Source organism: Acinetobacter sp. 161(2023), from assembly GCF_037027805.1.
In the GTDB taxonomy this organism is placed as follows: Bacteria; Pseudomonadota; Gammaproteobacteria; order Pseudomonadales; family Moraxellaceae; genus Acinetobacter.
On the sequence record NZ_JAZEYD010000015.1, the window covers coordinates 36,774 to 57,276 of the forward strand.

Annotated in this window: 20 protein-coding genes; 13 read left to right on the top strand and 7 right to left on the bottom strand. The window is 38.3% G+C overall.

Features of this window, described 5'->3' with window-relative positions; all coding sequences use genetic code 11:
- Positions 1-10: 10 nt before the first annotated feature.
- From WA249_RS14925 to WA249_RS14950, 6 genes are all read left to right on the top strand, one after another.
- On the top strand, positions 11-859 hold the full coding sequence (locus WA249_RS14925) for a TauD/TfdA dioxygenase family protein (RefSeq protein ID WP_336169836.1): 849 nt from the start codon (positions 11-13) through the stop codon (positions 857-859).
- A 58-nt stretch (positions 860-917) separates the two neighbouring features.
- Complete coding sequence (locus WA249_RS14930; RefSeq protein WP_075383652.1) at positions 918-1,970, top strand: 3-keto-5-aminohexanoate cleavage protein; 1,053 nt, start codon at positions 918-920, stop codon at positions 1,968-1,970.
- A 116-nt stretch (positions 1,971-2,086) separates the two neighbouring features.
- Positions 2,087-3,436: an MFS transporter gene (locus tag WA249_RS14935; protein WP_336169838.1), complete on the top strand. Its 1,350-nt coding sequence runs from the start codon at positions 2,087-2,089 to the stop codon at positions 3,434-3,436.
- Positions 3,433-4,089 (top strand): DsbA family oxidoreductase, encoded by a 657-nt coding sequence (locus tag WA249_RS14940; RefSeq protein WP_336169840.1) that lies wholly within the window; start codon positions 3,433-3,435, stop codon positions 4,087-4,089. Before WA249_RS14935 ends, WA249_RS14940 begins: the two co-directional genes overlap by 4 nt.
- A 14-nt stretch (positions 4,090-4,103) precedes the next feature.
- Positions 4,104-4,412, top strand: a complete 309-nt coding sequence (locus tag WA249_RS14945; RefSeq protein WP_336169919.1) for a Rieske (2Fe-2S) protein — start codon at positions 4,104-4,106, stop codon at positions 4,410-4,412.
- Positions 4,405-5,415 (top strand): YeiH family protein, encoded by a 1,011-nt coding sequence (locus tag WA249_RS14950; protein ID WP_336169842.1) that lies wholly within the window; start codon positions 4,405-4,407, stop codon positions 5,413-5,415. Before WA249_RS14945 ends, WA249_RS14950 begins: the two co-directional genes overlap by 8 nt.
- Before the next feature lie 92 nt (positions 5,416-5,507).
- On the opposite strand, the gene WA249_RS14955 is transcribed toward WA249_RS14950, so the two are convergent.
- Positions 5,508-6,518 carry an AraC family transcriptional regulator gene (locus WA249_RS14955; RefSeq protein WP_151827611.1) on the bottom strand — a complete coding sequence of 337 codons (1,011 nt, stop codon included), beginning with the start codon at positions 6,516-6,518 and terminating at the stop codon, positions 5,508-5,510.
- A 290-nt stretch (positions 6,519-6,808) separates the two neighbouring features.
- On the opposite strand from WA249_RS14955, the gene WA249_RS14960 reads away from it, so the two are divergent.
- From WA249_RS14960 to WA249_RS14980, 5 genes are all read left to right on the top strand, one after another.
- A complete protein-coding gene (locus WA249_RS14960; protein WP_336169921.1) occupies positions 6,809-7,414 on the top strand; it encodes an RBBP9/YdeN family alpha/beta hydrolase in 606 nt (201 codons plus the stop codon).
- Positions 7,415-7,514: 100 nt separating this feature from the next.
- Positions 7,515-9,344, top strand: a complete 1,830-nt coding sequence (locus WA249_RS14965; protein ID WP_336169923.1) for a DUF1302 domain-containing protein — start codon at positions 7,515-7,517, stop codon at positions 9,342-9,344.
- 67 nt (positions 9,345-9,411) lie between these two features.
- Positions 9,412-9,822 carry a PH domain-containing protein gene (locus tag WA249_RS14970; protein ID WP_336169844.1) on the top strand — a complete coding sequence of 137 codons (411 nt, stop codon included), beginning with the start codon at positions 9,412-9,414 and terminating at the stop codon, positions 9,820-9,822.
- Positions 9,823-9,892: 70 nt separating this feature from the next.
- Positions 9,893-11,266 carry a PQQ-dependent sugar dehydrogenase gene (locus tag WA249_RS14975; protein ID WP_336169846.1) on the top strand — a complete coding sequence of 458 codons (1,374 nt, stop codon included), beginning with the start codon at positions 9,893-9,895 and terminating at the stop codon, positions 11,264-11,266.
- A 180-nt stretch (positions 11,267-11,446) separates the two neighbouring features.
- Positions 11,447-12,598 (top strand): sterol desaturase family protein, encoded by a 1,152-nt coding sequence (locus WA249_RS14980; RefSeq protein ID WP_336169848.1) that lies wholly within the window; start codon positions 11,447-11,449, stop codon positions 12,596-12,598.
- Between the two features lie 45 nt (positions 12,599-12,643).
- Here the strand turns inward: WA249_RS14980 and WA249_RS14985 are convergent, their stop codons facing one another.
- Complete coding sequence (locus WA249_RS14985; protein WP_336169850.1) at positions 12,644-13,297, bottom strand: glutathione S-transferase family protein; 654 nt, start codon at positions 13,295-13,297, stop codon at positions 12,644-12,646.
- Between the two features lie 226 nt (positions 13,298-13,523).
- The gene (locus WA249_RS14990; RefSeq protein ID WP_336169851.1) at positions 13,524-14,726 is read right to left on the bottom strand and encodes an MFS transporter; all 1,203 of its coding nucleotides are present in this window, start codon (positions 14,724-14,726) and stop codon (positions 13,524-13,526) included.
- Between the two features lie 134 nt (positions 14,727-14,860).
- Between WA249_RS14990 and WA249_RS14995 the strand changes: the two genes are divergently transcribed.
- Together WA249_RS14995 and WA249_RS15000 are read left to right on the top strand one after the other, a co-directional pair.
- Positions 14,861-15,433, top strand: coding sequence for a TetR/AcrR family transcriptional regulator (locus WA249_RS14995; protein ID WP_336169853.1), 573 nt, complete (start codon positions 14,861-14,863; stop codon positions 15,431-15,433).
- A 446-nt stretch (positions 15,434-15,879) separates the two neighbouring features.
- A complete protein-coding gene (locus WA249_RS15000; RefSeq protein ID WP_336169855.1) occupies positions 15,880-17,178 on the top strand; it encodes a dicarboxylate/amino acid:cation symporter in 1,299 nt (432 codons plus the stop codon).
- A 167-nt stretch (positions 17,179-17,345) separates the two neighbouring features.
- Here the strand turns inward: WA249_RS15000 and WA249_RS15005 are convergent, their stop codons facing one another.
- From WA249_RS15005 to WA249_RS15020, 4 genes are all read right to left on the bottom strand, one after another.
- Positions 17,346-17,549: a hypothetical protein gene (locus tag WA249_RS15005; RefSeq protein ID WP_016137675.1), complete on the bottom strand. Its 204-nt coding sequence runs from the start codon at positions 17,547-17,549 to the stop codon at positions 17,346-17,348.
- 344 nt (positions 17,550-17,893) lie between these two features.
- Positions 17,894-18,625, bottom strand: a complete 732-nt coding sequence (gloB, locus tag WA249_RS15010) for a hydroxyacylglutathione hydrolase (RefSeq protein WP_336169857.1) — start codon at positions 18,623-18,625, stop codon at positions 17,894-17,896.
- Positions 18,626-18,785: 160 nt separating this feature from the next.
- On the bottom strand, positions 18,786-19,481 hold the full coding sequence (locus WA249_RS15015; RefSeq protein WP_336169859.1) for a methionine ABC transporter permease: 696 nt from the start codon (positions 19,479-19,481) through the stop codon (positions 18,786-18,788).
- Positions 19,478-20,503 (bottom strand): methionine ABC transporter ATP-binding protein, encoded by a 1,026-nt coding sequence (locus WA249_RS15020; protein WP_336169861.1) that lies wholly within the window; start codon positions 20,501-20,503, stop codon positions 19,478-19,480. Before WA249_RS15020 ends, WA249_RS15015 begins: the two co-directional genes overlap by 4 nt.

Consider the following 20,503-nt stretch of genomic DNA (forward strand, 5'->3'; position numbering starts at 1 on the left):
GGGATTTCTTATGCAAATTGAACAGTTAACTTGCAATATTGGTGCAGAGCTCAGTGGCGTCAAACTTGCTGATGCGATTTATGATGATGGATTATTTGCTGAAATTCGCACACAACTACTTAAACATCGTGTGTTGTTTTTACGAGATCAGCACTTAACCCGTCAGGATCATGTCGCATTTGCAGAAAAATTTGGACAGTTAGAAGATCATCCTGCGGTAGGTAGTCACCCTGACCATCCGGGTTTAGTACAGATTTATAAACATCCTGAAAGTCCTGTCGATCGTTATGAAAATGCTTGGCACAGCGATGCAAGCTGGCGCAAGGTTCCGCCAATGGGATGTGTGCTGCACTGCGTTGAATGCCCACCTGTAGGTGGCGATACCATGTGGACCAATATGGTCATGGCCTATGCGTCTTTACCCGAAGATATTAAAAATAAGATTGCTGAATTACGTGCTTATCACAGCATAGAAGCGAGTTTTGGGGCAGCGATGCCACTTGAAAAACGCTTGGACTTAAAAGCAAAGTTCCCTGATGCTGAGCATCCAGTGGTACGTACTCATCCTGAAACGGGCGAGAAAATTTTATACGTCAATGCATTTACCACCCATTTCAGCAACTATCACACCAAAGAGCGCGTCAGATTTGGACAAGATGCCAATCCGGGCGCAGCTGAACTACTGCGTTACTTAATTTCTCAAGCGTATATTCCAGAGTTTCAAGTGCGTTGGCGTTGGAAGCCTAACAGCATTGCCATTTGGGATAACCGCAGTACACAACATTATGCAGTCATGGATTATCCACCTTGCCACCGAAAAATGGAGCGGGCCGGCATTATTGGTGACGCAACCTATTAAGTCTATGGGCTAAATAATTTTATCTAATTGAAATTCTAAAAAATATATGGAGATGCACATGCAATTCTTTGACGACTCATTGCACCCGGAAAATATGGAAAAAGTGGTGATCACGGTTGCGCCGTATGGACCCGAATGGATGCCAGAAGACTTTCCCGAAGATATTCCAGTGACCATGGATGAGCAAATACAAAAAGCGGTTGAGTGCTATGAAGCGGGCGCGACAGTGCTGCATTTACATGTCCGTGAGCTTGATGGCAAAGGCTCTAAACGCTTGTCAAAATTTAACGAGCTTATCGCAGGTGTTCGTGAGGCTGTGCCTGACATGATTATTCAGGTGGGTGGTTCGATTTCATTTGCACCAGAAAGCGAAGGTGAGGCAGCTCTATGGTTAAGTGATGACACCCGACATATGTTGGCTGAACTTACACCAAAGCCTGATCAGGTTACGGTAGCAATTAACACTACCCAAATGAATATTATGGAATTGCTCTATCCTGAATATTTAGAAGGGACTTCATTGGCACATCCAGCGACTCAGGCAGCATATGCAGAGATGACTGTGCCAGCAGGGCCTGCATGGGTGACCGAGCACATCAAGCGCTTATGTAAAAACAATATTCAACCGCACTTTCAGTTAACGGGTATGCATGGACTTGAGACGCTAGAACGTATGGTGCGTAGAGGCTTATATATGGGGCCATTAAACTTAACTTGGATTGGAATCGGTGGCGGTTTTGATGGTCCAAATCCATTTAATTTCTTTAATTTTATTCATCGCGTACCTGATGGATGTACGTTGACATCAGAATCTCTGCTCAAAAATGTGTTGCCTTTTAACACCATGTCGATGGCAATGGGTTTACATGCCCGTGTAGGTAACGAAGACACGATCATTGATCATCACGGACGCCGTTTTTCATCTGTAGAGCAAATTAAGCAAACCGTTCGGATTGCCCATGAATTAGGCCGTGAAATTGCCTCAGGAAAAGAAGCCCGTGAAATTTATCGTATCGGTGTTCAATACAACAGTATTGAAGAAACTCTAATCGCAAATGGTATGGCACCCAATCGTAAAGCAGGGCAAAAAGGCGTGCCGCAGCGTAACTAATGTAACAAGGTCTAACGGAATTTAGACCTCAAATGTAGTGCAGCTTATTCGCTTTGTTTTAAAAGTGCGCTGCTGCACTAGCTAAATAGAAATTATAAAAAATACAAGGAGGTCTTATGAATGCACATCAGTATTCAGATCAGATGAGCGATGTTGATACGCCAATCAGTATACCTCGTCGTTATGCATGGCTTGTTTTTGCTTTGACATTTGGTTTGCTCATTTCAGATTACATGTCACGGCAAGTCCTAAATGCAGTTTTTCCTTTACTTAAAAGTGAGTGGTTACTCAGTGACAGTCAGCTAGGTTTGCTCAGTGGTATTGTCGCTTTAATGGTAGGTTTATTGACTCTGCCGTTGTCTTTAATGGCAGACCGTTTTGGGCGAGTGAAAAGCTTGGCCATTATGGCGGTTTTATGGAGTTTGGCGACTCTAGGATGTGCACTGGCTGAAAATTATGAGCAAATGTTTATTGCTCGTTTTATGGTTGGTGTGGGTGAGGCTGCTTATGGCAGCGTTGGAATCGCGGTGGTTGTGGCTGTTTTCCCAAGAGAAATGCGTGCAACACTTGCCAGTGCTTTTATGGCGGGCGGCGTATTTGGCTCATTTTTGGGTGTGGCTTTAGGTGGTGTACTCGCACAGCACTTCGGTTGGCGTTGGGCTTTTGGAGGTATTGCTTTATTTGGTCTCATTTTGGCTTTTCTATATCCAGTTTTAGTGAAAGAAAACAGAATAAACGCAGCACCTCAAAACAAAATTCGTAGTAAAACCCAGCACATTAAAAGCCCTTTAAAAACTTTATATTCAAGTCGTTCAGTCATTGCCACTTACATTGGTAGTGGCCTGCAATTATTCGTTGGCGGCACAGTGATTGTCTGGATGCCGAGTTATCTCAATCGCTATTACGGCATGAGTACCGACAAGGCAGGTGTGATGGCAGCGGTCATTTTACTATGTAGTGCAGTAGGCACAATTCTATGCGGCATGTTGTGTGATTATTTGGGCCGTAACTGTCCAGATCGTAAAGTCAGTTTAGCGATTACATACTGCTTGCTCGGTTGTGTGCTTTTATTAATTGCTTTTGCTGTGCCTGCGGGACACAGCCAGTTACTTCTCATCTGCCTAGGAATGTTTATTGCCCTAGGAACCAATGGGCCATCTAGTGCCATGGTGGCCAATCTCACACATAACTCAGTTCATGGCTCTGCATTTGCAACACTCACTTTAGCTAATAATTTTCTTGGTTTAGCGCTTGGTCCTTTAGTCGTTGGCAAAGTATCTGATGTGATTGGTTTACACAGCGCATTTCAACTCATGCCATTGGTCAGTATTGCAGCCGCAGCCGTATTTTTTTATGCCAAACGCCATTATCACAAAGATATCGCACGCTTTGAGCAGCAAGGAATAACTGGGCTTAAAAATCATTCAGGTAACCAAATACAAAAATGCGGGATGAATAACAAATGATGATTCGGCAATTACACATTGATGTATTTTTTGACTTTATTTGTCCTTGGTGTTTGATCGGAAAACGTCAGTTACTGATCGCTATAAATAGATTTTATCAGCTTCACCCCAAAGTCAAAGTTGTCGTGCACTGGCGAGGTGTTCAGCTCATACCAGATTTAGCTGTTGAAGGCGTACCGTTTCAAACGTTTTATTTGAAACGGTTAGGTAGCTTGACAGCAGTTCGTATGAGACAAGAACAGGTCAATAAAGCCGCTAATAAAGTTGGACTCAAGATTGATTTTGAGCAAATTAAACGCATGCCAAATACGGCCAAAGCTCATCGCTTATTTGATAAAGCTTTAAAGATAGGAACTCCTGAGCAGTGCAATGCGTTGTTAGAACAACTCTTTGCTGCATATTTTTATGATGGGTTAGATATCGGAAATACCACCACTTTATACAAAATCGCGAAACGTTGTGGCTTCTCACCTGAGCTTATCAAAGATTTACTTATTCAAGATCATCAAGATTTTATCTCTGCAAGTACAGGAGGTAATGGCGTGCCTTACTTTATTTTTGATCGGGCTTCTGCCTTAGTGGGCGCGCAATCAGCAGATGCACTTTATCAAGCGATGCAAGAGACCATGCTGGCACAAGGAGAGTTGATATGACCAACCGATTTGAAGTGCCTGTTGAGAAAATACCGAATTCAGGTGAGCGGGCTTTTTTAAAAATTGGAGATAAAACTCTCGCATTATTTAACGTTGCGGCTCAGTTTTATGCAATCGATGACAGCTGTCCTCATCAGGGCGCATCGCTATTTAGTGGACGTCTAGAAGGACGAGTGATTCAGTGTTGTGCCCATGGTCTACGCTTTGATTTAACAAATGGCTGTTTAGTTAATTCTGCTCAGCTCAAAGTTGCAACCTATCCCGTAGAAGTAATCGAGGACAAGGTATTTATTGTGATGGGTTGTGGGGAAAATCATGAGTAGTTTAGTTTTGAAAAATTTTTCCCAGCGTACAAGAGAATTAGCACCAGGCTTTGTGGTCAGTTCGGTCGTTGCTGCGGCTGCCTGTTTTTTATCAGAGCACTATGGTGCGCCAGTCATGCTATTTGCACTACTGCTCGGCATGAGCGTGAATTTTTTAGCGGCTGAAAGTAAATGTAAGGCAGGTATCGAGTTTACCGCACGTAGTGTCCTGCGGATGGGCATCGCGTTACTCGGAATGCGTATAACTTTGGGACAAATCACCGCACTAGGTTGGCAGCCTGTTGCGTTAGTCGTTACTCTGGTTATTGTCACAATCTCCGTTTCTGTTATTGCCGCTAAAATCTTAGGTTTCCAAAAACTATTTGGCATGCTCACTGGTGGATCAACGGCAATCTGTGGTGCTTCAGCTGCATTGGCACTATCGGCTGCTTTTCCAAATCATCCGCAAAAAGAAAAAGCGACCTTGTTTACCGTGATTGGCGTGTCGGCACTTTCAACATTTGCAATGATTGTCTATCCGATGATTGCGAAGTGGTTAGAGTTATCGCCACAAGCGGCTGGTGTGTTTCTTGGTGCTACGATTCACGATGTGGCGCAAGTGGTGGGCGCTGGTTATAGCATGTCTACTCAAACAGGTGATACAGCGACTGTAGTTAAACTGATGCGTGTAGCAATGCTGCTTCCAGTAATTGTTTGTGCGGCTATGATTACGCGTATGCAAGGTGCTGATTCAACAGGGGAGCGGCCACCATTGCTGCCTTGGTTTGCGGTTGGCTTTTTAATACTGGCTGGTATTAACAGTACAGGATGGGTGCCGACTATCGTTCAAAATGGAATTAATGACTTATCACGCTGGTTTTTAGTCATTGCAATTAGTGCTTTAGGAATGAAAACTCAGTTAAAAGAATTAGCATCTGTCGGAATTAAACCGATTCTTTTAATGATCGGCGAAAGCATCTTTTTAGTGGTATTGGTTCTTGGACTTATGCGCTTGTGGTTTTAATTTTAAAAATTAGATTTTTAAGGAAGTTCTGGAGTAGCTCTCCAGCTTCCTTATATTTTGAATGACTTCATTTGGCTTCAAATAAAGAGAACTTAATTGAGCAAGGCTTTATTGTGACTACGCCAGGTATTCGGTGACATACCAAATTGGCTAATGAACCAACGCGTAAAAGAACTCGGCATTGAGTAACCTAAAATATCAGACACTTGAGCAAGTGAATAATTTAGATTTTTTAAATAACGAAATACGAGGTCTTTACGTACTTCATTCATTAAATCACTAAAACTCGTTTGAGCTTCTTCTAATCGACGTTGTAAAGTCCGCACATGAATACCATGTGTTTGAGCGACTTGATCAATCGTAGCGCGGCCCATTGGCAAAAGAAGATAAATACTTTTACGAATATCAAAAATCATGGTCGATTCATTGCTATTCTGCAAAATATCTAAATAACGCTGTGCATGGTTAGCCATAGCCAGATTTGCTTGAGGGTTTGTGGTATCAAGTTCGGCCGCTGTACAAACAATACCATTAAAGTCACTACCAAACTCGAGCGCACAGCCAAAAATCCGCCGATGCAAAGTTAAATCACTAGGCGGGTTATGAGTGAAGTGTACACTTAACGGCCGCCATTTTTGCATCATGAGTGCTGCACAAAAACGATGGGTGATTCCTAAAGCAAGTTCTGTAGCTTGACGGCTATACCCGCAAGTTGTTGTCACAACTTCTTCTCGAATAACTACTGTATCGTCAATTTCTTCAATATATATTTCAAGTGAATTATTGAGTAAATTCCTATAACGAACAATCGTTTGCAGCGCTTCTCTCAAAGTATATTGGTAACTTAATAATAAGCTTAGTTCACCAAAATCCGCGATTTCACGTTGCTCAGCCATATGTAAACCGAAAACATCGCAATTACTCATTTGGGCTGAGTCTTCAAGCAAGGTAATCGCTTTATCTACAGGAATACGTTGTTTAAGATCATTCAATTGAGTTTGGCTAAGCCCAACACGTGATAATAAATGGTAGGGATTTAGATCTAATTGCTGAGCAACTGCCAAATAATTTTTTAAAGAGGCGGTATGCGCAAGAGGCACCATTTTATTATCTCCTGTTCTTAATCAGCCATATTCCTTACAGCTCATATCTAGTTATAACTAAAATATCTACATTACAAAAGCTTTTATTTAAGCGCCTCATCGTGATGTCTATTTAATTTTAAAGCTATTCTTTTAATTCATTTGTAATTACAAAAACTATTTTAATTAATTTACGAAATTTTAAAAAGATGTGTCGTCAAATGAAAAGTCCGTGACGTCTTATGTACACCATTAACTGAAATGAGCCTTTATTGTGAATGGAGTTTTATAAAAATTCTTATGCATCCTAGATAGCAAAATTCACAGGCGTCGAAATGGAAAAAATACAAACTAAAGCAACAATTTTAATTATTCCGGGGTTACGCGATCATGTTCCCGAGCATTGGCAAACGATCTTAGAAACAAAGCTAGCAAAGGTTCGCTCTGTACCACCTGTGCAAACCAATAAACTCAATTGTGAAAATAGAGTTGCTGCTATTCAGGCACAACTCGAAAAAATACAAGGTCCTGTCATTTTAGTTGCCCACAGTGCGGGTGTTCTGATGACTATACACTGGGCTGCAAAATACCAACGACCAATCCATGGTGCTTTACTTGTGGCTCCGCCAGATTTAAACAAAAGCTGGCCAGAAAATTATCCAAGCCCAACTGCACTTCATCAAGAAGGATGGAGTCCTTTACCAGATCAAACACTACCTTTTCCCAGCATTTTGGTTGCAAGCACCAATGACCATTTAGCTCGTTATGAAGCTGTAAGTGAAATGGCAGAAAAGTGGGGGAGTCAACTCGTAAATTTAGGTGAAGTGGGACATTTAAACCCTGCATCTGGCTTTGGCTATTGGCCTTTAGCTGAACAATTCATTCAACAGTTAGATCAGGTCGAACAACCTGCCTAGTACAAAAAATACCTGCTTATGTAAAGCATTTAAAGCCAAAGGATGGCTTTGAGTAATAAGCAATAAATAAAAAAGATCATATTTATAGGGAGATAATATGATGGGTCATTACGTCTATTTAAATCAAAGAAATAATCACGTTTTATATATTCAAAAAATAGGCGTTTCATTAAGTCTGATTTTATTGGTGTCTAAAGCAAACGCAGCCAGTTTTGATATTGATAAAGACTGGAAGGTCGATACAAAAACGACATTAAGCCTAGGTGCCAGTTGGAGTACACAAGACCCATCCGTTTCATTACTTTACCGGCCTGACGCAAACAAAATAGGGAAACAAGGCGCTAGCATTGATGTGAATGGTGATGATGGGCGAATGAATTTTAGTAAATATGATGCCATTTCACAGATTATCAGAGGTATAACTGAAGTTAAGCTAAATGGACAACAACAAGGTGCGGTCATTAGCACTAAATACTGGTATGACCATGCCTATGAGACAGGACAAGGAGACTTTAAACCCTTTAATGATTCAGCGTGGCCAAGGCTCGCAAAGTTCAAAGGTATCGATTTATGGAATGCCTATATATGGAAAGATTTTGAATTAGACGATGGAAAAAGCATCAATTTAAAGTTAGGCAAACAGACTTTAAATTGGGGGAAATCTCAGTTTTTCCAAAACGGATTAAATTCGGTAAGTGCATTTGATTTTGCCGCAATTAACCGACCGGGTGGTGATGCAAAAGAAAGAATCATTCCAACCGAAATGTTTTCCTTCGACACAAGCATTAATAAAAATTTGAAAATAGAAGGGTTCTATCAATTTAAATTTAGACCTTCAGTTGTTGATGGAAGCGGAACTTTCTTTGAGATTTCAGACTTTGTGCCCGAAAACGCAGGTCCAGTTCTGATTGCTGGAGGTGGAGATAAATTATCGGATACCGCAACTCGTTTACGTACCTATATTCCACGTGCAGAAAGTAGAAAAGCAAAGGATAACGGCCAATATGGTATTGCTTTAAAACAGACATTACCAAGTTTAAATAATGCTGAGTTAGGTATTTACTATGCGAACTACCATAGCCGTAATGCAAACTTTGATGGAACGGCTGTAACAGCAGCAGGACCTGAACATTTTAATACTGCGAGTTATTTTTCTATCTATCCTGAAAATATCAAAATGTTTGGATTAAGTCTGACTGGGAAAGTTGGAACAACAACCGTTTTTAGTGAATTAACCCACAAACCTAATCAACCTTTACAACTAAACGGTACAGACATTGTCTATGCTCAAGTGCTATCGGAAGGAACACCATTTGCACCGCCGGGAAAAACTGTTGAATTAGGTCAATATATTCAAGGATATGTACGCTTGCCTGTCACACAATTTTCGGTTGGAGCAACTGACAGTATATTCAATATTTGGGGCGCGAATTCGTTGACATGGTCGACAGAGTTTGGCTTAAACCATATTGCAGATATTGCTAATCATCGGATTGGCCGGACAGGAGCATTTGGCCGTAGTGAGCTTTCAACAGGTGCTTATAATCCTGAAACAGGCGAATTTAAATGTACGCCGTATGGTACAGCCCATCTTACAAATGCAGAAATAGACAATTTAAATGAACGCTTTTGTAATAAAAATGGTTTTTTTAATGAATGGTCATTTGGCTACCGATTACGTGGCGCATTAAATTATCAAGATATTTTACCCTCTACAGTGATTACGCCAAGTCTTAGTTTTAGACATGATGTTTATGGATATAGCCAAAACTTTCAAGAAGGACAAATGAGTGTAAGTGCCGCGTTATCTATGACTTATCAGCAAAAATATACAACAGAGATTGCCTATAATAACTTTTTTGGTTCTAATGAATTTAGCACGATAGATGATCGAGATTTTATATCTTTAACATTTAAAGCTAATTTTTAGTTCAATTATTTTATAAAAAATATAGAAAGACTCGTTATAAATGATATTTAGATGTGGAGGATAACTTTTGAAATTTAGATCAAAAATTGATTGGTGGCTTTTATTAATATTTATTGTTACTACTGCCATCATTGTTATGAAAATTTATGAAGCAAATCATCATTATTCTTTAGCTTCAAATTTTCCGCATCTTATTATTTATAGTTTAATTATTTTTGTCATTTGGCTTCCAATTTTTAATACTTATTACGTAGTAGAAAACGACACATTAATTATTAAGAGCTTGGTATTTCGATGGAAAATTAATATTAATGATATTACTCAAATAGAACCTACTCATAATCCACTTTCATCTCCAGCGCTATCGTTAGATCGACTCAAAATTTATTATATGAAAAATGGAGAAATTACTTCAGTGATGATTTCACCAAAAGATAAAGAACGTTTTTTTCAAGCCATAAACAAAATACTCCATTAAAGTTGCTTGTTTAATTGCAAACATAAATTACGCTATTTCCATGACGACAAAAAATAAATGGAGATAACCCATGGCGACACGTTTTTTACTGCCAATTTTTGGCACTACGGTTTTAATTACATTAGCTGGATGCGCTTCATCCTCTCAATATCCAATTACCGACAGTTATGGGCCAGATCCAAAACTTCCTGAGCCTAAATCAAGCCTATTACCAACAGTTAATATAGCGCCAGCAGAAGGCTGGCCGAGTGGGGTAATGCCAAAACCAGCAGAAGGTTTAAAGGTCAAAGCATTTGCCAAAGGACTTGAACACCCACGCTGGCTTTATGTATTACCAAATGGCGATGTATTAGTTGCTGAAACTGATGCTCCGCCTAAACCAGAAGACAGTAAAGGGATCAAAGGTAAAATTATGAATTTCGTGATGAGACGGGCAGGGTCATCTCATCCAAGTGCAAACCGTATTAGCTTACTTCGTGATACCAATGGGGATGGTGTCGCTGACCAGAAAACGGTATTTCTTCAAAACTTAAATTCTCCATTTGGTATGGCATTGGTCGGTAATAACTTATATATCGCCAATACAGATGCACTGGTGCGTTTTCCTTATCAAGAGGGTGAAACAAGAATTGCTGCGAGTGGCACTAAAGTATTGGACCTTCCAGGCGGTCCTTTAAACCATCATTGGACCAAAAATGTCATTGCCAATCGTGAAGGAACCAAGCTCTACATTACCGTTGCTTCTAACAGTAATGTTGCTGAAAATGGGCTAGATCAAGAAAAAGGCCGTGCACAAATTATGGAGTTTGATATTGCAAGTGGGCAGTCACGCCCATTTGCAACAGGACTACGTAATCCAAACGGTATGGCTTGGCAACCTCAAAGTGGAAAACTCTGGACGGTTGTCAATGAGCGCGATGAGATTGGTAGTGACCTAGTACCCGATTATATGACATCGGTTCAAGACGGCGCTTTCTATGGTTGGCCTTATAGCTACTATGGCCAACATGTTGATGTGCGAGTAAAACCACAAAATCCAGCAATGGTTGCGCGTGCAATTAAGCCCGACTATGCATTAGGCAATCATACAGCTTCTCTAGGCCTTACATTTTATGCAGCTGAACTCATGCCGCAATTTCGAGGAGGTGCATTGATTGGCCAACATGGTTCTTGGAACCGTAAGCCGCACAGTGGTTATAAAGTCATTTTTGTACCATTTAGAAGTGGTCAACCTTCTGGTCCACCGCAAGATATCTTGACTGGATTTCTCAGCGGTAAAGGCAAAGCGTATGGGCGTCCTGTGGGTGTGGCAATTGATTTCTCAGGTGCTGTGTTAGTTGCAGATGATGTGGGTAATACAATCTGGCGTGTTTCACCAGTTGCTGAGACGACTTATGAAGCCCCAATGAAACATGCTATTGGAACCCCGCCAGGCACACCATAAAATGTATTAAAGATCATTTATTAGTATGGGCGGTCTTTAAATTTTATAGAGGCTTGCCCAAATGGCTATTATTTAATTTTTATATTAATAAATTAGATCTGACGAATCAAAGTTCTTTCCAAATTATTATTAAATTTTGATAGCATTCGCGTCATAGACAATAAGAACTGTATATGAATTATGACCGATCAATTAAGAGCAAAATTTGAAAATTTAGAACTTAACGCAGGTTTAGGGAAAATCAGCGCCTTTATTTCAATGTCACTCAGCTTACTTTGTCTGTTTGGTGCATTATGTTTTTTATTTCCCAGTGTATTAACGACCCCAGAACTCCGTCCTCTTTACGCAAAACACCATAGTCTTTTTTATTACGGTCTAATCACGGGCATTATTATCAGTGCTGGTTTTGGTGCATTTAGTGCAATTGTCCGTCAAAATCGATATGGCTTTTACGGACTATGTTTTTCACTGATGGCAGCCATTTTGGGTTGCGGTGTAATTAAAGCACCCATTTTACCAAGTGTACCGTTTTATGCTGGCATCGACTATTTTGTATTGACCTTATTCATTTTAGCGTTTGTTTTTATTCCGCTTGAAGGCTTTTTTGCTAAAAATCCTGAACAAAAAATATTAAGAGTAGGCTGGGTAACCGATATGAAATATTTCATGGTTAGCCATGTTGGGATTCAATTATTCAGCTTTTTAACGGTTATGCCGATTCAATATTGGATTACACATTTACCTGATAACCCGATTGTGCCTTATGTACAAGCTCAACCGATTTGGCTGCAATTTATTGAACTATTAATTGTGGTCGACTTTACGGTGTATTGGTTGCACCGCGCTATGCATGAAGTTAATTTCTTATGGCGCTTTCATGCGATTCATCATTCGACTGAATATATGGATTGGTTAGCATCTTCTCGTTTACATGTCATAGAAGTGCTAATGACGCGCTTTATTGCGACTTTACCGATTTTCCTGTTGGGTTTTCATACTTCGGCTGTTTTTGCTTATTTAGTTTTTATTTCGTTTCACGCTATTTTCATTCATTCCAATGTACGTTTTCGGTTTCCCTATTTGCGCTGGATTATCGCAACACCAGAATTTCACCATTGGCATCATTCTTCGGAAAAACCTGCCATTGATAAAAATTACGCTGCTTTTATTCCTTTTTATGATGTTATTTTCAAAACTGTCTATATGCCTAAACATTTGGCAAGTGTGTATGGAACAGTAGGTTATAAAATCCCAAATAGTTTTGTGAAACAGTTTACTTGGCCTTTTAAAAAGTATGTAAAGCGGTTTTTAAAACCTTGGCGTGATCAGTAAATCTTATGTGTTAGCTTATAAATGTAGAATGCATAAATAACATGTTTAAGCATTCTTCTTGGCATCTGCCGCTGCAAAATGAGCCATTTGGTCAGCATACGCTTTTTGAAAAGCAGGGCGTGTAGTCGCTCTCTGAACATATGCGAGACAATGGGGAAATTCTGTTAACCCATCAAATTTATTCACCAAACGTAATACGTCAGCCATAACAATGTCAGCAATAGAAAATAACTCCGTTAGCCATTCTCGTTTAGCAAGAATTGACTCCATATGTTGGAGTCGAGAGTGAAGAAAGGCATCAAATTGTTTGTGGGTGGGAGTATCTGCCTGAGCATTAGAAAATTTTAATAAAGCCCAAGGAAGGCTCGCCATTTCTACTGAATTAAGCGCTGCAAATAACCATTCTATAACTTCATTACGCTGTTTCGGATTTTTAGGTAAAAGCACATCGCTAAGTTCACCCAAATAAAATAGGATAGCGCCACTTTCAAAAATTGAAATATCACCATCTGTTAACCAAGGAACTTGTCCAAAAGGTTGATGAGAGAAATGATCATCTCCTCGTTCATAAAAAGATACGCTATTTATTTGATAGGGCATTTTTGCCTCTTCTAATGCCCATCTTATTCTTATATCTCTTACAAAACCTCGTGGTAATTCTGGTACCCAGTCAAAAGTTGTCAAAATGAAATTATTCATAATAAATTTCCTTATATTTTATGATGATAACTAAAAAATCCTTTTGAGCATTTTACTTGTTTTGTATCGAAACTCATCTTGCGAATGAATTTTAATATTAAAAATAGTCTAACGAATTTCAATAGGCATCAATGTAGTAATCAGAAGCTAAATTATTTATTTAAGTATCATTTGTTTTAAATTATTTAAGTCAGCTTCATTTGAGGCTGACTTTTTTAACACATCATTATTTGCTTTTAATATTTTTAAAAATCATTACAAGGGCAATCAGAGCAAGGCCAATAATTAAACTCATATAAATATTGGCACTGTTCATAAGTCCAATTTTACCCACAAAATAACCTGCAAGAATTGCCGGAATACTAAAAGCCAAATAGCTTTCAACAAAAAATGCGGCCATAAGACCAGCACGTTCTTCTGGTAACGCAAGCGGCATGACTGTGCGAATTGCTCCCATAAAAGCGGTACCAAAACCCACTCCAGTGATAATAGAGCCTAAAAATAAAACCACTGCACTTGTAAAATTAATCGCTAAAAATAAAACGGTTGCTCCAATAATGATGGATAAGGTACCCGTGAGCAAAATACGAAAATTTGTAGATTTTCTTAGCGTTAAAATACCTGCTGCACCTGAAAGTGCAAGCGCCATAAACATAATCCCGTTTAACCATGCAGAAGAGGTTTGAAAAATCTTTGCGAGTAAAGAGGGCATAAGTGATAAGAAAAAACCACTGACCATCCAAAGTGCAATGTTAATAGGGCTAATACTTAATAAAGCACTTCTCGCTTGAGGAGGAATAGCCATGTTGGGTTTTAAAGAAGCAAGCGCACCCGATCTTTTTTGTGCAGTTTCAGGATTAAAAAAACTTAAAATGAGTTGAAATGTAAAGAGGACACATAAAAGCTCAAAAACCAGCTGCAAAGGTTGTGATGAAAATTGCAAAATAGTACATGTAATAAAGATGCCAGCTGCCATACCGACCATTGGAGCAATACTATTAATCAGAGAACCCTGATGCTTACTGAAATCTAAAATTGCGGCGCCTATGGCAGAAACGGCAAGTCCTGTTGCGATGCCTTGTAGACCACGCGCAATAAACAACATAGAAACATCTGATGCAAAAAGGAAAAAGCTCATTGAAATAATTTGAAGAAAAATCGCCGAAAGAATGACAGGTCGACGTCCAATATAATCAGATAAAGAACCAATAATGAGTAAAGAGGCAAGTAAGGTAAATGCGTAGGTTGCAAAAATTAAGGTTAATGTAACAGGCGAAAATTGCCATGCTTGCTGATACAAGCGATATAGAGGGGTGGGAGAGCTGGATGCAGCCATAAAGGTCATGAGCGTAACCGTGTTTAAGGTCAACGCAATTCTTGAATCTAATCGAAAAACAGATCTAGACCCTTTCGAACTTGAATTGTTCATATAAGATGAATAACATAAAAGCGAATATTTAGCTTTTATACATTATTTTTACACTAAAGCAAATCCTTTGCTTTAGTGTATTTTGTATATACAAATAATATTTTAATTGTTTCTTATTTAAGTAGAGCTGATTAATGGCAAAAGTTGTTACTGGGTTACGACCGGGCGGCCGTAGTGAAAGAATTCAAACTGCAGTGCATCAAGCAGTAAAAGAGCTTCAAAAAAATTTGGAGCAAAGTCAAATTACTATACCCATGATTGCTGATGAAGCAGGAGTAACGCCTTCCACAATTTATCGTCGTTGGGGAGATATTAATCAGTTATTTTCAGATGTAGCCCTTAATGAACTGAAACCTGATATGGAACCAAAAAATTTAGGCTCATTTCAGCTTGATATCACAGCATGGGTTGAACAATATTTCGAAGAATACTCTTCTGAAGTAGGGCAAACATTACTACGAGATGTGCTATATGCAACTGAATCTTCAAATGCTCGAAAGTGTGAAACTTTAATTATTCAACAGCTTAATATTATTCAAGAAAGAGCTAAAAATCGTCGTGAAGAGACTATAAAAAATCAAGAAATTATTGAAGCTGTGATTGCACCTATGCTATTTCGCATTTTATTCACTGATCGCGCATTAAGCTTAGACTACGTTTATATTTTATTGGAGCGTTTATTTAAGACGCATCCCAATTTTAATTAATTTATAGCGATCTATTAGCCTAAATCTTTAACAAGAAATAGGCATTTTTTCTTGTTAAAAAATTATATATCAATTTTTCTTATTATTTTTAAATTAAATTTTCATAATTTATATTTAACATGTTTGTGATAAAATCATTTATTTAATAAATGGTTGTCTTGAGTAAGATAAACAAGTTCTTAAAGTGGGATTTATTAATGTTTAAAGTGAATAACTTTAATATAAATAATGAGTTATTGATTAATTTGGCCGGTTTTTCGATTTTTGAAATCTAAAAATGAAAAGTATTATATACAATTTAATGCATGATTTTTTAATTTGACATTTTTTAAATTTATAACACAGGATGTTTTTTATTCTTTACAATGACTTTTCCTTGTTAAAGCAGCTTGTGGTGCTCGCTTTATATTTTATTTTTTTATCCCCACCGAAAAGGTATTTAGATAATGGATTTCAATACCCTTGACCAAGAAACGGTACAGAAAAAACAGAAATTTCACCAAATTTTGTATGTACAGGTCATTTTTGCAATTATTTTAGGCGTTTTAATTGGTCATTTTTACCCTGAGCTTGGGCAGAGCTTAAAACCGCTTGGTGATGCATTCATCAAGATCGTTAAAATGATTATTGCTCCCGTCATCTTTTTAACGGTTGTTACAGGCATTGCCAGTATGACAAACATGAGCCGAGTTGGTCGTGTGACTGGTAAGGCTATGCTCTATTTTCTGACCTTTTCAAGCTTGGCTCTTGTGGTTGGTATGATCGTGGCAAATATTATCCAACCTGGTAAAGGTCTAAACATTGACCCAGCGACCTTAGTCAGCGATAAGGTAAATACTTACGTTGAGAAGGCTCATGCCACCAATATTACTGACTTTTTCATGAATATTATCCCGCAAACCTTGGTCAGTCCTCTGGCAGGTGGCGAGATTTTGCAGGTATTATTTGTCGCTGTACTATTTGGTATTTCTTTGGCTGCTTTGGGCGACCGTGCACGTCCAATTACCGATTTCTTAAATAACTTAACAGCTCCAGTTTTCTACTTGGTTGGTATGTTAATGAAGCTTGCTCCAATCGGTGCTTTTGGCGCGATGGCTTTCACGATCGGTGCATATGGAATCCAATCAATTGGTAATTTATTGCTGTTGATCATGACGTTCTATATCACTGCTGTATTATTCGTATTAATTATTTTGGGCGCTGTTGCTCGTTACAATGGCTTTTCAATTATTGATTTAGTGCGCTATATCAAAGACGAGCTCTGGTTGGTTTTAGGTACAAGTTCATCTGAAGCAGCTTTACCATCTTTAATGGATAAAATGCAAAAAGCAGGTTGTGAAAAATCAGTTGTAGGTTTGGTCATTCCAACAGGTTATTCATTTAACCTTGATGGTACAAATATCTATATGACGATGGCAGCTTTGTTTATTGCGCAAGCCTGTAATGTGGATTTATCAATTAGTGAACAATTTGCATTGCTTTTAGTCGCAATGGTAAGTTCTAAAGGTGCAGCAGGGGTGACTGGTGCAGGTTTTATTACTTTAGCGGCAACTTTATCGGTTGTACCAGCTGTTCCTGTTGCAGGTATGGCTTTAATTCTCGGTATTGACCGTTTTATGTCTGAGTGCCGTGCATTAACAAACTTAGTCGGTAATGCTTGCGCAACAATTGTTGTGGCACGTTGGGATAAAGCTTTAGATAAAGATCTTCTTGATAAAGCATTAAAGAACCATAAAGCAGATTAACCTTACAAAAAAATCTGTAGCTAAGGGCAATTTGGGAGAGTAGCCCTGCTACAGATTTTTTATTTAATAACTAAAAAATATATTTTAATTAAGCCATTCTAAAGTTCTGCAACATTATTTATCTTTCAAGAAAGACAATACTGTAATTAAAATCGGGTCGTAAAAAATTATGCTTTTAAGTGATCCTCAAACTCTTCACCTAATTGCATCGCTAATGAATTGCCAGACAACTCACAGGTTACCAAACCATATTCTTTTTTAAAACTAAATGTAAAACCTTTCCCATCAGCAAGATTTTTAACTGAATACCCTAACTTTTCTAACCAAATACGAAACGCAATCAAATTTTTAGCTTTAACAACCTTTTTCACGTGAGAACTCCTTCTATCCGTGGCATTACATCTTATTTATTAATAGGGTTTTAATTAGATTTTTTAAAGGGGAAAAACTTTTTTTTATTTTGCAACTTGTAAAAAAGTAAGAAAAGATTTTATTTTTATAAAATCATTAGTGTGTTATGTGACTAAAAAATAATAACTTTTATTTGAAGGGCTGTTTTGTTGAGTGTTTTTTTTAAATATAAATTCCACGTTATTTTTAAAATAATGAGCAAATAAAAAACAGAGTAAATGTAAAAAATAATTACAGACAACAGGTAATAAGCAAAAAGATACAGCTCTCAGAATGAAACTGTATCTTCTTTAAAAGCTTAATTTTAGAAATTATCTTTAAGAGCACGCAGGTGAGCGAAGTCTTCAACACTTTCTGCACGAAGAAAGGGGTTGGTTGCTAATTCAAGTTCAATTGTACTCGGTAGAGTGATTGATCCTTTTTTACGTAGCTCACGGACCTCTTCAGTTCGTTCTGATAGGGCATGGTTATGCGGTTCTACCGTTAAGGCAAATTCGGCATTTGAAAGCGTGTATTCGTGTGTGCAATATACTTTTGTGTGAGTTGGTAATGCTGCCAGACGACTCAGTGAGTGATACATTTGTTCGGCTGTGCCTTCAAATAATCGACCACATCCCATTGCAAATAAGGTATCGCCGCAAAATACAGCTTCTAACTCTTCAATAAAATAGACAATGTGGCCTAAGGTATGACCTGGGGTTGCAATAATCTCTACTTTCAAATCATTAAATTTTAGATGATCGTCATGTTGTAAGGGGTGGGTAATTCCCAGAATTTTTGTGAGCTCATCACGTGGACCATAGACAGTAATATTTTGAGCAGTTGTTAAACCAGCCACACCGCCAATATGGTCTTTATGCCAATGAGTAAGCCAGATTTGTTTTAAATTTAACTGATGATCCTGACAAAATTGGGTGACCAATTCGGCTTCTGTGGGGTCGACTGCTACAGCTTCTTGGGTTTCAGTATCTTCTAAAATCCAGATATAGTTTTGGAGAGCATTCTGCACATCAATAAAATGAATTCTATAACGCATTGTTTTATCCTGAAACTAAATCCAACGAGTAAATGAATAATAATGACTAAGTCTGATCATACCAGAAAATGGTATTGAGCCATGTACTCAACTATCATTAAGAAAAGAGTTGTATAAAACAAAAGAAGCCCCCTAGAAGAGAGCTTTTTTTATGGATGATTTAACGGATCTTGGCTAACCAGTTCCCTAGCGTTTGTACAATCTGTACTAATAGCAATAGGATAATAACTGTTAAAATCACAACGCTTGTATCAAAACGTTGATAACCATACGAAATCGCTAAATCACCAATACCACCTGCGCCAACTGCACCAGCCATGGCGGTTGCACCAATAAGGCTGATTGTCGCTGTGGTAAGGTTTAAAATAAGTGAACTGCGTGCTTCAGGCAAAATAAAGCGATAGATAATTTGCCAAGGTGTAGCACCCATCGCTTGAGCAGATTCAATAATTCCTTCATTGACTTCAAGTAATGAAGTTTCAATCAGACGTCCCATATAAGGGCCAACATAAATAGTTAATGGAACAATAGCTGCCCATGTACCAATTGAAGTGCCTACTAACAGCTTAGTAAGAGGAATTACTGCAATAAGTAAAATAATAAAAGGGAGAGAGCGTAAAGCATTTACAATTGGATTAAGTAAATGATAAATCACTTTATTGGGTAAAATGCCTTCTGGACGGGTAACTAATAAAATAATTCCCTGAATAAAGCCCCATATACCACCAAACAAAAGTGCGAAGAAAACCATATGAAAGGTTTCTTGCAAAGCTGTAACGAACTGATCAATAGAAAGGGAACTCTGCCAGAAAGGTTGAGTGAGTTCAGTTAACCACTGTACGATTAAATCTCTCATACTTGATCTCCTGATTGAACTACACCTACTTCATTTTGTTCCAAAAACTCAATAGCCTGTTTAATTAGCTGAGGATCACCTAAAAGCTGCACAAACATTTGACCAATGACTGTGCCATTAATTTCAGTCATGTTGGCAAATAAAATATTTAAGCTAATATCGAATTTTTTAATCAGTGACTGAATTACAGGTTCTTGAGCAGAACGCCCTAAAAACTGTAAACAGTAAATACTATGATGATGCTGGTTTTCGAGCTGATTTAAAATATTTACAGGCAACTGTTGATGTAAAACAGTTTGAATGAAGTTTTTAGTGGTTGGATGTTGAGGTTTGCTAAAAATATCAATCGTTGAACCTTGTTCAATGACCTTACCTGCTTCCATAACAGCCACATGATCACAAATAGTTTCAATGACATCCATTTCATGGGTCACCATAACAATCGTGATTTTTTGCTCCTGATTAATTTTCTTTAGTAGTTCTAAAACTGACTTGGTTGTTTGCGGGTCTAGGGCAGAGGTTGCCTCATCACACAAAAGAATTTTTGGATGATTTGCTAAAGCACGGGCAATACCAACACGTTGCTTTTGACCGCCAGAAAGTTCATCTGGGTAAGCATCTTTTTTATGCTTAAGATCAATGAATTCTAATAACTCATTCAAACGCTTTTCACGTTCTGCCTTTTTGTAATTCAGCAGACGCATTGGCATTTCAATATTTTCAGCAACTGTCTTAGTTTGTAATAAATTGAAGTGCTGAAAAATCATTCCTATACTTGCACGTTCCTGACGTAATGAGCGCGCATCCAAAGCGGTGAAATCTTTCTGATTAATAATGATTTGACCTTCTGTTGGTCGCTCAAGTAGGTTGATCAGGCGAATTAGGGTACTTTTACCTGCACCACTATAGCCAATAATGCCAAAAATACTGCCCTCCGGAATCTCTAAATTGATTTGGTCGAGTGCGCGTATGGTTTGACTTTTGAGCTGATAGTGCTTTGAAATGTTTTTAAATTGAATCAT

What these genes read in the sequence shown, in the direction of transcription:
- WA249_RS14930 (WP_075383652.1), top strand. Translation starts at nt 918, where the DNA reads ATGCAATTCTTTGACGACTCATTGCACCCGGAAAATATGGAAAAAGTG.
- WA249_RS14965 (WP_336169923.1), top strand. Translation starts at nt 7,515, where the DNA reads ATGGGTCATTACGTCTATTTAAATCAAAGAAATAATCACGTTTTATAT.
- WA249_RS15020 (WP_336169861.1), bottom strand. Translation starts at nt 20,503, where the DNA reads ATGATTCAATTTAAAAACATTTCAAAGCACTATCAGCTCAAAAGTCAA.
- WA249_RS14940 (WP_336169840.1), top strand. Translation starts at nt 3,433, where the DNA reads ATGATGATTCGGCAATTACACATTGATGTATTTTTTGACTTTATTTGT.
- gloB (WP_336169857.1), bottom strand. Translation starts at nt 18,625, where the DNA reads ATGCGTTATAGAATTCATTTTATTGATGTGCAGAATGCTCTCCAAAAC.
- WA249_RS14955 (WP_151827611.1), bottom strand. Translation starts at nt 6,518, where the DNA reads ATGGTGCCTCTTGCGCATACCGCCTCTTTAAAAAATTATTTGGCAGTT.
- WA249_RS14950 (WP_336169842.1), top strand. Translation starts at nt 4,405, where the DNA reads ATGAGTAGTTTAGTTTTGAAAAATTTTTCCCAGCGTACAAGAGAATTA.
- WA249_RS15000 (WP_336169855.1), top strand. Translation starts at nt 15,880, where the DNA reads ATGGATTTCAATACCCTTGACCAAGAAACGGTACAGAAAAAACAGAAA.
- WA249_RS15015 (WP_336169859.1), bottom strand. Translation starts at nt 19,481, where the DNA reads ATGAGAGATTTAATCGTACAGTGGTTAACTGAACTCACTCAACCTTTC.
- WA249_RS14990 (WP_336169851.1), bottom strand. Translation starts at nt 14,726, where the DNA reads ATGAACAATTCAAGTTCGAAAGGGTCTAGATCTGTTTTTCGATTAGAT.
- WA249_RS14980 (WP_336169848.1), top strand. Translation starts at nt 11,447, where the DNA reads ATGACCGATCAATTAAGAGCAAAATTTGAAAATTTAGAACTTAACGCA.
- WA249_RS14935 (WP_336169838.1), top strand. Translation starts at nt 2,087, where the DNA reads ATGAATGCACATCAGTATTCAGATCAGATGAGCGATGTTGATACGCCA.
- WA249_RS14925 (WP_336169836.1), top strand. Translation starts at nt 11, where the DNA reads ATGCAAATTGAACAGTTAACTTGCAATATTGGTGCAGAGCTCAGTGGC.
- WA249_RS14975 (WP_336169846.1), top strand. Translation starts at nt 9,893, where the DNA reads ATGGCGACACGTTTTTTACTGCCAATTTTTGGCACTACGGTTTTAATT.
- WA249_RS14985 (WP_336169850.1), bottom strand. Translation starts at nt 13,297, where the DNA reads ATGAATAATTTCATTTTGACAACTTTTGACTGGGTACCAGAATTACCA.
- WA249_RS14995 (WP_336169853.1), top strand. Translation starts at nt 14,861, where the DNA reads ATGGCAAAAGTTGTTACTGGGTTACGACCGGGCGGCCGTAGTGAAAGA.